Genomic DNA, 12,275 nt, shown 5'->3' on the forward strand with positions numbered 1-12,275 from the left:
AGCCGGGGCCGGGACGCCCGGCCGGACGACGGCGGTGGCCGCCGGTCGGCCGGTGCGGCCGCGGGCGTCCGGCGCCCGTCGGGTCGAAGCGGTGACCCCGGCCGCCCGCCACGCAGGCCCCCGGCCCGCCGCAGTGGACGCTCCCGCAGGTCGGCTCGTCACCGCAGAGGCCCCGTGCGGTACCGGTCGCCGCGACCCGTACCGCACGGGGCGCAGCCCCTCCGAGCCGTCGGGCGCCCCGCGGATCACCGCCGGCCGAGCGCCCCGCGGGTCACGGCCAGTCGATGCGGTCCGCCGCGGCGCCCGGAGCGGACTGCGCGCGGGCGCCGTGCCCACCGTGAAGCGGCCAGTCGATCCTCACGTGCGCGGCACGGACCGTACGGCCCCCGGTGCCGGCCTGGACGGTGGCCGCCCCGAGCGCGAGGACGGCGGCCGACAGGACGGCGGTGGTGGCGCGACGGGCGTTCTTCATGAGTCTTCCCCCGGAATGTTGAGTGTGGTGGTGTCTGCAGGCCCACCGGAGGCTGCTGAGTGCGCGGTCGGCCTGGCGCGGAACGGGTAGTTCCAGGGAGCCGGTGGCGACCGCTCGGTCGGTTCGAAGCTAGATCACTTGCCAAAGATTGACAACCCTCAAAGGGTGATTGACAAATCTGTCCGGCCACGCCTAGCGTCCTGTCACGAACGAAGGAGCCGCGGTGATGCCGAGGCCCTGTCCGGGAGTCCCGGCGCCCGCCGCAGCGGGCGCGTGCGGAGACGACAGGGCGTGTGTTCCCGCGGCGGACGGCGACCCACGATGCGGAGCCCCATGGCACCGACCGCTGGCTGACGAAGACCGTGCCCACCCGGGACATGCGTAAGTCCCGTGCCATGCAGGAGTCCTCGGCCGGACGGCACCTGGTGTGAACAGCGACAACAGCCCAGCGACCCAGACCAAGGTGGTCACACGGTGACAGCCCTGACACATACGCCCCTGCCCACGACTGAGCCGCCCCGGGCCGGTTCCCCGCGCACCCGCGCGGCCCGCGAGGACGACCGAGACTTCCTCAGGTCCCTCTTCACCAGCGCGCTCAGCCCGTTCTACGACGGTGACCACGCCGCGCACGCCGATCGCGTCCTCGATGCTCACCTCGCCTCCGGACGCGACCCGTTCGGCCACTTCTCCCACTCCCAGCACACCTTCGTGCTGTGTTCGGACGACACACCCGACGCCGAGCGGCTGGGTGTGCTGCATCTGGTGGTCAAGCGCCAGGGGACGGTGAAGATCAGTCCGCTGATCCTCGTGCCGGAGCACCGCAGCCGCTCCAGGCTCGGCACCAGGCTGTTGCGCGCGGCGGAGGACTTCGCCCGCGAGGCCGGCGCCCGGCAGCTCTACTGCACGGTCGCCGCCGCCAACACCCCCGCGATCGACTTCTTCCTCCGGCACGGCTTCGTGCTGGCGGGTGGCGCGCCCGGGCAGTACAAGTCGGACAGCACCGAGCACATGCTCTACAAGAACCTGGCCCTGGGCACGGAGCCCGCCGGGGACGACCGCACCGGCGCTGTGAGCGGCATCCGCGTCCGCCTCTTCCGGCCACAGGACGCCCCCGGGCTGCGTGACCTCGTGCTGCGTGCGATGCATCCCGCGTACCGGGGTGTGAACGCGGACTGGGTGGACGCGCTGATCGCCGGGCACGACCGGCGCTACCAGGGTGATCTGAACCAGAAGTTCAAGATCATCCACGTGGCGGTGGACGACACGGACACCGTACGCGGAGTGGCCGCCGCCGGCCCGAAGAAGGGCCTGTCCGTCAAGCTGATGCCGCTGTGCGCGGACCACCCGGCCGTCCTGGCCCAGCTCCTGGACCAACTGCCCGACCTGTACCGCGGGCTCGGCCGCAAGCTGTACACCCACCAGCCGCCTGATCCAGCCGTCACCGCGCTCATGCAGAGCCGCGGCTGGTCCCTGGAGGGCCTGATGCCGGCCGCGTACCACCCCGACACCTGCACCGTGCAATGGGGCCTGATCCTGCCCGAAGCGCCACACCGCACCGGAGACGCACATGAGTGACCTCGACCAGTACGCCGACGAACTGCACTCCTTCGTGGCCGCACGCGGCTGGGACGCCTTCCAGAACCCCAAGAACCTGGCGATGGCCCTCGGCGGCGAGAGCGGGGAACTGCTGGCGCTTCTGCAGTGGCTCACCCCGGAGGAGGCCGCGGCACGCCCCTTCGAGGACCCCGAGTTCCGCCGCGAACTCGCCCACGAGCTGGCCGACATCCTCAACTACCTTCTGCGGTTGTCCCGTTCGGCCGGTATCGACCTGCTCGCCGCCGCCCGCGAGAAGCTCGCCCTCAACGAGCAGCGCTACCCGGTGGAGCTGGCACGCGGCAACGCCCTGAAGTACGACCGGCTGGCCGAGGCGGGTGACCAGGCATGAGCGGCACCGCTCCCCTGCCCCCCGCGTCCCCTGCCGCGGCGCACACCGCGGCCGGCCGGCGGGTCGGCGACGGCCCCACCGGTGGCCTGCGTGTCTTTCTCGCGGCGCCGTTCGTGCAGTTCATCGACCCGGCCGACGGCGTGGTCCGTCCGCAGTGGCGGCAGCGGCTGTCGGCCTTGCGTGCGGCTCTTCTCGACGCCGGGCACGCGGTCTTCAACGCCCACCACAACGAGGGGTGGGGCGAGTGGGGTCTGCCCCCGCAGGAGTGCGTCCCCTCCGACTTCCGCGCGATGCAGTGCGCCGACCTGGTGCTCGCCTACCCGGGGACCCCGCCCTCCACGGGCGTCGCGCTCGAACTGGGCTGGGCCTCCGCGCTGCGCAAGCCCGTCGCCCTGCTGCTCGACCCCGGCACCGCCTACAGCCCGATGATCGCGGCGCTCGGCGAGGTCTCCCCGGTGCTGCAGGTGCCGTTCGACGGCAGCTGGTCCGCTCAGTGCCTCGACGGCGCGGTCCGCACCGCCCTGGACTGGGCGGCCGATCTCGGCGTCCGGCCGGGGCCGTGGAGCGCACCGGAGCTGGACCCGGCCCTGGCCTACCACCGGCACGTGACGGACCGCCCTGGCACGCCCGCGGCGGAGCCGGTGGCTGCGGAAACGGTGGTGCCGGCATGACGACCGCACTGCGGACACCCCCCGCGCCCGCCGGTCCCGCCCAGCCGCCCACCACCGTGACCGTCGCCCTGTGCGGTGTCGAGTTCGGCTGGGGCAGCGCCGGAAAGCTCGGTGCGATCGTGCACGCGCTGCGGGCGAAGCTCGGCGACCGCGTGCGTTTCGTCGGGCTCGGCTCGCGGCTCGGCCGCGAGCTCGTACGCGGCCACGGTGTCGAAGAGTGGCACGACGTCGACCTCACGGATGCGCGGGCGCTGCGCGCCCTGGTGGACGAGCGGGCCCTGGACGCCGCCGTGTGCGTCCTGGACCGGGCCGCCGCGGTGGCGCTGGAGGACGCCGGCTGCCCCGTCGTGTTCGTCGACAGCCTGCCGTTCCTGTGGACGAAGGACGATCTGGACAGCCTGCCGCTGCGAGCCAGCGTCTACTGCGCGCAGCTGGTTCCCGGGCTGCCGGGTCCGGCCTGGCCCGTGCTGGCCCGGGTGGAGAACCTGCGCTGGGTCGAGTCGGTGGTCGTCCCCGGGCCGGTGCGGACCGGACGCGAGATGCGGCGGGCCGGCGAACGCCGGGCGGTGGTCAGCCTGGGCGGTCTGCTGTCACCACTGCTGGACGACGCCTCCGCCTACCTGTCCCTGACGGTGCCGGCCGCGCTCGACGCTCTCGCCGCGTGGGGCACCCGGCAGGTCACGCTGTGCGGCAACGTGCCCGAGGGCGTGTTCGACGGCATCACCGTCCCGGCGGGCCTGGACGTACGGAGCGGCGCCCTCGGCCACCAGGGCTTCCTGGCCGAGATCGCCGAGGCCGACGTCCTGCTCACCTCCCCCGGACTGACCACGCTGCTGGAGACGAGCACGCGCGGGGTGCCCGCGGTGTGCCTGCCCCCGCAGAACATCAGCCAGATCCTCAACGCCTCCTTCTACGCGCAGGCCACCGAGGCACCGGTCGCCGAGTGGCCGGAGGAGGTCTTCCGCGCCCAGGAGGTGCTCGACGCGCGCCTGGCGACGGCACCCGGTGACGTCGCGGACGGCGGTGGATCGCCCGGCGAGGACGCCGCCCTGGAACTGATCTACGGCGGGATCGCACGCGCCGCCCGCACCCCCGCGCCGGTCCGCGCGGCCCTGACCGAGCGCATCGGCGCCTGCCTCGCCGCGGTCGAGCGGCAGGAGGGCCGATGGACCGCCCTGGCCCGGCTGGTCGGCACCGGCGGCGCCGCCCAGGTCGCCGACGTCGTGCTGGCCACCACCGCCCGCCGCGGCACCGGTCACCGCCCCGCCGACCTCTCTTCCTGAAAGGCTGACGATCATGCAGGAACGACACCGGTACCTGTTCATCCGCGTGCTGGAGGCATGCAACGCCGACTGCTTCATGTGCGAGTTCGCGCTGTCCCGGGACACCTACCGGTTCAGCCTGGAGGACTTCGCCGAACTGCTGCCGGAGGCGGTGGCGAAGGGGGTGGGCTACGTCCGCTTCACCGGCGGCGAGCCGCTGATGCACCGGGACGTCGTCGATCTGGTGCGCATGGGCACGGAGCACGGCATGCGCATGTCGTTGATCACGAACGGCATGTTCCTGCCCCGCTTCGTCGACCGGCTCGCCGACGCCGGGCTGGCCCAGGTCATCGTCAGCCTGGACGGCTCCTCCGCCGCCACCCACGACGTCTACCGCCGCTCCCCCGGCATGTTCGACAACGGCCTGGAAGGGCTGCGCCGGGCGAAGGAGCTGGGGATCATCCCGCGCGTCAACTCCGTCGTGGGACCCCACAACTTCGCGCAGATGCCCGAGCTGCAGCGGGTGCTGACCGACCTCGGCGTGCAGCAGTGGGAGCTGTCCGCGATCAAGCTGGACCGTGAGATCCGCTATCCGTCGGCGGAGGAGGTCGTCGCCGCCTGCGAGCCCATCTACACCGCCGACCCGGCCACCACGCTCGTACCGCTCGGCAAACGCTTCTACGGCGACACACCCGAGGAGCGGAAGGCCTTCTTCGAGGAGTCCCTGCCGCCGCGCGCCTCGGAGCCGCTGTGCCTGGTCACCGACGACGTGATCTACCTGGACGGCAAGAACGGCCGGATGTTCTCGTGCAGTTGCCTCCCGCACAAGGAGGGCGACGAGGGCCCCGGCGGTGCGCCGCTGCGCACCGACGACGGCAAGGTCATGCTCGACAACCCGGTCTTCCGCACCCACGCGGACCTCTTCAGGCAGCAGGGCCCGACGATGTGCGGCGGCTGCTCCGCGACCGCCGCCGGCTACAGCGACGACCTCGCCCGCATGGGTGCCGTACCGGCCTGGAGCTACTGACGGCCCCGCCTTCCCCTCACGCCCGCGTCTGGAACCGACCGCGCCCGGAGCCACCATGTCCTCACCCACCACCGCCCCGCATCCCGCCCCGCCGCGGCTGCGCGTGCTCGCCGCCGCCGGACCCGCGCTGGAGTCCCAGGCCGCGCTGCGCCATGTCAGCGCCCACCTCACCGAAGTCGAGCTGACCGGTGAGCCGGACTCGGGCCCCGCCCCCGGCGCCGCCGTGGTGTGCGACGACGATGTGCTCGCCACGCGCCTGAGCTCCTCCGGCGTGCCCGTCGTGTTCGTCGCCTCCGGTGGCCCCCCGCCCGGTGACACCTGGCCGCCGTCGGCCGTCCGCTGTCTGCACCGGCCCGGCTGGCTGGGCGGGCGGCGCGCCGAGGGCGTGCACGCCGTCGGCACGATCGCCCCGCCCCGGTCCGCCCGGGCGCGTGCGGCGCGCGGCGCGGTCGTCCAGCTGTCCACACCGGATCTGCACCCCGCCGACCACGCGGCCGTCGCCCGGGCGGGCGCGGCCCTGCGCGCCGCCGTGGAAGCGGCGCGGTACGACGGGAAGCCGCTGCTCGGTGTGGTCCTGGACGCGCCGGTGCCCGCGCGGTCCGCCCTGCTGTCCGCGGTCGGAGAGGACACCGGCGCGCTGCCCGTCGTGGGGGCCGAGGAGGCCGTCACGGAGCGGCTGCTGGCCGAGGCGTCGCTGCTGGTCTCCTCGCCCCTGCTGACCGCCGTCAACCAGGCGCACGCCGCTCGGGTCCCGCTGCTGCTGCTCCCGGCGCTGGACGCGGACCAGGCCGGCCGGCTCGCCGGGATCACGGAGGCGACCGGCGTCGAGGTGCTCGACGCGGCCGCACCGGACACCTCGGCCGACCGCGCCGTCCGAGGCGCCGACCCGCTCTGGAACCGCGTGTCCCGGGCACTGGAACACGCCGGCGACGACCGGCGCGGCGCCCAGCGCGTCGCCCGTCAGGTCCGGCAGCTCCTGCTCGCCCCGTTCTGACGCGCCCTGTCCCCCGCAGCCCCTGTCCGCCCACCTCGAACGGAAGCCCGCTGATGCTGCGTCCCTTCCCCTACGGCGCCAACTACCTCTCCCTGGAGGACACCCCCGAACTGCGCCGGTCCCTCGACAACAAGGTCCTCTTCCGCTACAGCGCCCCCGCGCCGAGCAACGCCGACCTGCTGGAGGCGCACGCGGCCGAACGGCTCGGCGCGGGACGGGCGCTGACCGTGCCGAACGGCACACAGGCCCTGCGTGTGGCGCTGATGGGCACCCGGCCGCGGGCCGGCGACCCCGTGTACATACCGGCGGTCACGTTCGTCGCGGTGGCCGGTGCCGTACTGTCCTGCGGACTGGTTCCGGTCCTCGTCGACGTCGACGAACGGTTCGGCCTGGACGCCTCGCTGCTCCCCGCGGACGCGGAGCGAGTGGTGGTGGCGCACATGGAGGGCACCGTCGTCGACGTGCCCGAGCGGGTGCCGTACCTGATCGAGGACACCGCGCAGGCCATGGGCGGACGCCACGCGGACGGGCGGCACGCCGGCACCGTCGGCTATGCGGGCACGTTCAGCTTCCACCACGCCAAGATCCTCACCTCCGGCGAGGGCGGCCTGGTCGTCGTCCGCGACCCCGCCCACTGGGACGTCCTGCGCTCCTACACCGACCACGGCTCGGCCCGCGAGCAGGGCAAGTACCCGGGCTGGAACCCCGGCGCTTTCTACGGCGAGAACCTGTGCGCCAACGAGGCCGTGGCCGCCGTACAGCTCCAGCAGTTCCGGCGGCTGGACGAGATCCTCTCCTCCCTGGAGCGGCACTACGCCCTGGCGCTGGAGGCGCTCGGCGACCGCCCGGACGTCACCGTGGTCGCCAAGCGCCCCGGTGACGTCAAGACCAGCGTGCGGCTGCTGCTGGAGTCGCGAGATCTGCGGGACCGGGCCATGGAGCGGCTGGAGGAACGGGGCCTGCCCTGCTGGACCCTGGACAAGTACCTCCTGCCCGAGCACCCGGTGGTGGCGGGCCGCGCCTCGCTGTACGCGGACGGGTTCCCGTGGAACCTGGCCGACGGCGACGACCGTTACGCGCCGTTGACCCGGGACGGTTTCGCCGCGACGCGCGACAGGCTGGGCCGCACCCTGTGCGTACCGCTCACCCCGGAGCTCGACGAGGCGGAACAGATCCTGCTGGCCAAGGAGATCGCCGCCGTCGTCGCCGCGCTCTGAACGGCACCTGACCGCCCGGCGGACCGTCCCTCCTCGTGGACCGTCCCCACGAGAACCGAGAGAAAGCCATGACCCACGCCGCATCCGACAGCCGGCCCGAAGAGCCGTCCACCGCAACCGACTCCGAGTCTCCGCCCGCCGGGAACCGGTTCCTCACCGTGCTGAGCGACAAGACCATGCGCGCTCCACTGCTGTGGAGCGTCATCGGCCGGTTCCCGCTGTTCCTGGTCACGCTCGCCCTCGTCGTGTTCGCCACCTCGCGCGGCACGGGCTACGGCTCCGCGGGCCTGCTGCTGGCCTGCTACTCGCTGGGCGGTGCGGTGCTCGCGCCGATCGTCGCCCGCCGCGTCGACGTGCACGGCCAGACCCCCCTGCTCCTCCTGACCGGTGTCGTCCACCCGCTGGCACTGATCGCCCTGGTGTGCATGGCGCCCGACGCCCGCCTCGCGCAGCTGGTCTGCGCGAGCGTCGCGGGCGCCACGATCCCGCCGATCAGCGGCTCCGTCCGGTCGCTGTGGAGCGCGCTGCCCACCGGCGGCCGGGAGGCGGGTTTCTCCCTGGAGGCGGTGCTCAGCGAGATCTTCTTCATCGGCGGACCGCTGCTGCTCAGCGGCATACTGTTCTGGACGACCCCCGCCACGGCCCTGGTCGTCGGCGGGGTCCTGGCGGGCGTGGGTGCCATCGGTTTCGCCACCACGCGAGCCTCGCGCGACTGGCGCGCCGAGGAGACCGAGAGCGACCTGCTGGGCGCTCTGCGCTCGCCGGGCCTGGTCCGTCTGCTGGCCATCCTGGTCTGCGCGGCCGTGTCCACGGGCGTGTTCAACCTGGCCCTGCCCGCCTTCGCCGAGGAACACGGCTCCACGGACAGCGTCGGGCTGATCTTCGGTGCCTGGGGCGTCGGCGGGGTCGTCGGCGGGCTCTGGTACGGCAGCCGTACCCGGGACTGGCCCGCCGAACGCACCCTCGCCATCGGCCTGCTCCTCCTGTCCGCGCTGACCGCACTGCCCCTGCTCGCCTGGGACAACTGGTCGATAGGCCTGGCCCTCGCCCTCGGTGGCCTGGTCTATGCCCCGGTGACGGCCGTGCAGTACGAACTCGTCGCGCGCACGGCCCCGTCCGGCGCCATCACCGAGGCCTTCACCTGGGTCATCACCGTGAACGTCGTCGGCACCGCCGTCGGCGCTCAGCTCGGCGGTCTCCTCGTCGGCGCCTACGGCACCTGGGCGGCCTTCGTCGCCGCGGTCGCCGCCCTGCTCGCGAGCACCGCCGTCGCCTTCGCCGTACGCCACCGGTTCGCGGCCCCGGCCTGCACCCCCGGCTCCGCCCACCCCGATCCGGTGGAGTCGGAGCTGTACGACCGCACCGCCCTCCGTTCGACCGGGGATCACGCATGACCGGTCCGGAGATCGGCGTGGACGGCGGTGAGGTGGCCGAAACCATCTGCCGGACGCAGGCCGTACCGGACCATTTCCGGAGGGAGGTCCCCGACCAGGCGGCCTGAACGGACGCCCCGGCGGCCCGGCGGCCCGGAAAAATGAGCAGCCGTCGACCGGGCCCGACTGGCACCGTGGTCCGGGAACCGCCCGCCCACACCGCGCGCCGGCGCACCCACGGCGTACCCGTACAGCAGACAAGGACACAGGAAAGATGGGACATCTGGAGGCCTCTCACCTCGAGTACTACCTGCCCGACGGGCGGCCCCTGTTCGGCGACGTGTCGTTCCGGGTGGGCGAGGGAGCGGTGGCGGCCCTGGTCGGCGCCAACGGTGCCGGCAAGACGACCCTGCTGCGGCTGCTGTCCGGCGAGCTGAAGCCGCACGGCGGCACGGTCACGTCGAGTGGCGGTGTCGGGGTGATGCGGCAGTTCGTCGGTTCGGTGCGGGACGAGAGCACGGTCCGCGACCTGCTGGTGTCGGTGGCGCCGCCGCGCATCCGGCAGGCCGCGCAGGCCGTGGACGCGGCCGAACACCTGATGATGACGGTGGACGACGAGGCCGCTCAGATGAAGTACGCCCAAGCCCTGGCCGACTGGGCGGAGGCACGCGGCTACGAGGCGGAAACACTGTGGGACATGTGCACCATGGCCGCGCTCGGCGTGCCGTACGAGAAGGCGCAGTGGCGTCAGATCCGTACGCTCTCGGGCGGTGAGCAGAAGCGGCTCGTCCTGGAGGCACTGCTCCGCGGTCCCGACGAGGTGCTCCTGCTGGACGAGCCCGACAACTACCTGGACGTACCGGGCAAGCGGTGGCTGGAGGCCCGGCTCGGTGAGACGGACAAGACCGTGCTGTTCGTCTCGCACGACCGGGAGCTGCTGGCCCGGGCCGCCGAGCGGATCATCGCGGTGGAGCCGAGCCCGGCCGGTTCCGACGTCTGGGTGCACGGCGGCGGTTTCGGCACCTTCCACGAGGCGCGGCAGGAGCGGTTCGCCCGGTTCGAGGAGCTGCGCCGCCGCTGGGACGAGAAGCACGCCCAGCTCAAGAAGTTGGTGCAGGACCTGCAGCAGTACGCCGCGCGCAGCGACGACATGGCTTCTCGCTACCAGGCGGCGCGGACCCGGCTGCGCAAGTTCGAGGAGGCCGGTCCGCCGCCGGAGCCGCCGCGCAAGCAGGAGATCCGGATGCGGCTGCACGGCGGGCGCACCGGGGTGCGGGCCGTCACCTGCGCGCAGTTGGAGCTGACCGGGCTGATGAAGCCGTTCTCCCTGGAGGTCTTCTACGGCGAGCGGGTGGCGGTGCTCGGCTCGAACGGGTCGGGCAAGTCGCACTTCCTGCGGCTGCTGGCCGGGGAGGACGTGGCGCACACGGGCACGGTGAAACTGGGCGCACGGGTGGTACCGGGCCATTTCGCCCAGACGCATGCGCATCCCGAACTGATCGGGCGCACCCTCGTGGACATCCTGTGGACCGAGCACGCCCGGGACCGGGGCGCGGCCATGTCGGCACTCCGCCGCTACGAACTGGACCGGCAGGGCGACCAGGCCTTCGACCGGCTCTCCGGCGGGCAGCAGGCGCGCTTCCAGATCCTGCTGCTGGAGTTGCAGGGAACCACCGCCCTGCTGCTGGACGAGCCGACCGACAACCTGGACCTGGAGTCGGCGGAGGCCCTGCAGGAGGGGCTGGAGGCGTACGAGGGAACGGTCCTGGCGGTCACCCACGACCGCTGGTTCGCCCGGTCCTTCGACCGCTTCCTGGTGTTCGGCAGCGACGGCCTGGTACGCGAGACGCCGGAACCGGTGTGGGACGAGCGCCGCGTGGAGCGGGCACGCTGAGGGAGTGCCGCGTCTGCCGTTCGGGAAGGCGCCGCTGCGGCGGCGCTCGGCCTACCGGAGGGGACCGGCCTCGCCTGGGGAGTGAGACCATCCACGCATGGCAGACGCACGGCTTCCCCGGGGATGAGCGCTTCAGTGGATCCGCGACGTGCCGGGGGACCGGGAGGCCGCCGCTCCGCATCCCGCTCGGCCGGTGAAGTGGGCCGTCTCGCCGGAGACCCACGAGATGCCCCGCCCGGGGATCTGCTGCGGCGGCGTCGGTGCGTCGCCGCTGCCACCAGCGGGTTCCCGTACACGGCGAACTGCGCCGGCGTGCCGAACCGGCCGTCCGCTACGAGGCCACCGTGCCGGTCGCGGTCCTGAACGACCGGCTGTCACCGGCAGCGGAATCGTCCTCATCGGTCACCTTGTAGCCGGGGACGGAAGGCCAGCGGACCGTCAGAACCACGGACTCCTCCTCCGCGAACCAGGAGTGATCGACGCCCCGGCCCCACACGACGTAGTCCCCCTGCTCGGCCAGGAGAACACTGCGCCCGGGCAGTTCCACCCTGAAGCGCCCGCTGATGAGGACCAGCAGGGCGGTGCGCTCTTCGCCGGTCACCCACTGAGCCCGCTCATCGCCCTGCGGATGGACGCCCCACTTGATCTCCACGTCCTCGCTGTGACGGGGATCGGAGGCGTCCTTGAAATGTCCCAGCAGCCACCCTCGGTCCAGTGCCGCGTCCCTGCCGGCATTGCCCACGTACACACTGTCCGTCACGGCTCCGGACGGTAGCAGCCGGGCGCATCCGCGCTCTCACAGCAGCGGCTGTCACCATTTCCGCAACAGGCCCTGGGTGGCCCGACAGAGCTCCATGAGGGTGTCATCGAAGGTTGGGAACTCCCGCCGCCGAGTTGGTCTTGGCCGGGGTGGCGTGCGGAGGAACGTACGGCCTTGGCCCACAGTTCAGCGCGCTGTCACCGGTGTCGCCCGGCTGGGGCACGCCGGGATGCAGTGCGGGCGTGCGTCCGTACGGTCGGTTGCAGGGCCCGGTCGGTGCCCGGCCCCGCACCTCAGGAGGTTCGTCATGCGGCGCATACGCTCCACGCTCGCCACCCTCGCCACCCTCGGCGCCGCCGGGGTGCTCGCGCTGGCCGTTCCCTGTTCGGCCTTCGCCGCGAACGGGTTCATCGTGATCGACGGTGTCCGTCACGACAGTCCGAAAGGGTGCATCGAGATTCCGCACCTGTCGGTCGTCTTCAACGTCTCGGACGTGCCCGTCCTGGTGCACAACGTTCCGGGGTGCGTCGGCAGCGTCGTCCGGATCATCCCTCCCGGGCTGGCGGAACAGGTGCCCGGGACGCACAGCCTCTTCGTCGGGTGACCTGACGCCTCAGCGGCCCGTGCCCGGTGCGGCATTTCTTTACGCTTCCCTGACGC

12 protein-coding genes are annotated in these 12,275 nt (G+C 72.8%); 10 read left to right on the forward strand and 2 right to left on the reverse strand.

What is annotated here, in order from left to right:
• Positions 1 to 271: 271 nt before the first annotated feature.
• On the reverse strand, positions 272 to 472 hold the full coding sequence (locus tag ACZ7N4_RS11865; protein WP_471356761.1) for a hypothetical protein: 201 nt from the start codon (positions 470 to 472) through the stop codon (positions 272 to 274).
• 474 nt (positions 473 to 946) lie between these two features.
• Here ACZ7N4_RS11865 and ACZ7N4_RS11870 point away from each other — a divergent pair, with 474 nt between their 5' ends.
• The 9 genes from ACZ7N4_RS11870 (at position 947) to ACZ7N4_RS11910 (ending at position 10,855) form a co-directional block, all read left to right on the forward strand.
• Positions 947 to 2,047 carry a GNAT family N-acetyltransferase gene (locus ACZ7N4_RS11870; RefSeq protein ID WP_471356764.1) on the forward strand — a complete coding sequence of 367 codons (1,101 nt, stop codon included), beginning with the start codon at positions 947 to 949 and terminating at the stop codon, positions 2,045 to 2,047.
• Positions 2,040 to 2,417, forward strand: a complete 378-nt coding sequence (locus ACZ7N4_RS11875) for a nucleotide pyrophosphohydrolase (RefSeq protein ID WP_471356765.1) — start codon at positions 2,040 to 2,042, stop codon at positions 2,415 to 2,417. Before ACZ7N4_RS11870 ends, ACZ7N4_RS11875 begins: the two co-directional genes overlap by 8 nt.
• A complete protein-coding gene (locus tag ACZ7N4_RS11880; protein ID WP_471356767.1) occupies positions 2,414 to 3,088 on the forward strand; it encodes a nucleoside 2-deoxyribosyltransferase in 675 nt (224 codons plus the stop codon). The genes ACZ7N4_RS11875 and ACZ7N4_RS11880 overlap by 4 nt, the downstream gene beginning before the upstream one ends.
• Positions 3,085 to 4,371: a hydroxymethylcytosylglucuronate/cytosylglucuronate synthase gene (locus ACZ7N4_RS11885; protein ID WP_471356769.1), complete on the forward strand. Its 1,287-nt coding sequence runs from the start codon at positions 3,085 to 3,087 to the stop codon at positions 4,369 to 4,371. The genes ACZ7N4_RS11880 and ACZ7N4_RS11885 overlap by 4 nt, the downstream gene beginning before the upstream one ends.
• Before the next feature lie 13 nt (positions 4,372 to 4,384).
• Positions 4,385 to 5,377, forward strand: coding sequence for a cytosylglucuronate decarboxylase (gene blsE / locus ACZ7N4_RS11890; RefSeq protein ID WP_471356770.1), 993 nt, complete (start codon positions 4,385 to 4,387; stop codon positions 5,375 to 5,377).
• Between the two features lie 55 nt (positions 5,378 to 5,432).
• Complete coding sequence (gene blsF, locus ACZ7N4_RS11895; protein ID WP_471356772.1) at positions 5,433 to 6,371, forward strand: CGA synthase-related protein; 939 nt, start codon at positions 5,433 to 5,435, stop codon at positions 6,369 to 6,371.
• Between the two features lie 53 nt (positions 6,372 to 6,424).
• A complete protein-coding gene (locus tag ACZ7N4_RS11900) occupies positions 6,425 to 7,588 on the forward strand; it encodes a DegT/DnrJ/EryC1/StrS family aminotransferase (protein ID WP_471356774.1) in 1,164 nt (387 codons plus the stop codon).
• 68 nt (positions 7,589 to 7,656) lie between these two features.
• Complete coding sequence (locus ACZ7N4_RS11905; RefSeq protein ID WP_471356777.1) at positions 7,657 to 8,982, forward strand: MFS transporter; 1,326 nt, start codon at positions 7,657 to 7,659, stop codon at positions 8,980 to 8,982.
• 253 nt (positions 8,983 to 9,235) lie between these two features.
• Entirely contained in the window at positions 9,236 to 10,855 is a 1,620-nt protein-coding gene (locus ACZ7N4_RS11910) for an ABC-F family ATP-binding cassette domain-containing protein (RefSeq protein ID WP_471356779.1), read from the forward strand.
• Between the two features lie 331 nt (positions 10,856 to 11,186).
• Here ACZ7N4_RS11910 and ACZ7N4_RS11915 read toward each other — a convergent pair whose 3' ends face one another.
• Positions 11,187 to 11,615 carry a cupin domain-containing protein gene (locus tag ACZ7N4_RS11915; protein ID WP_471356780.1) on the reverse strand — a complete coding sequence of 143 codons (429 nt, stop codon included), beginning with the start codon at positions 11,613 to 11,615 and terminating at the stop codon, positions 11,187 to 11,189.
• A 307-nt stretch (positions 11,616 to 11,922) separates the two neighbouring features.
• Here ACZ7N4_RS11915 and ACZ7N4_RS11920 point away from each other — a divergent pair, with 307 nt between their 5' ends.
• Positions 11,923 to 12,219 carry a hypothetical protein gene (locus ACZ7N4_RS11920; RefSeq protein WP_471356782.1) on the forward strand — a complete coding sequence of 99 codons (297 nt, stop codon included), beginning with the start codon at positions 11,923 to 11,925 and terminating at the stop codon, positions 12,217 to 12,219.
• Positions 12,220 to 12,275 lie beyond the last annotated feature (56 nt).

This window comes from Streptomyces sp. NPDC107654 (assembly GCF_055639035.1).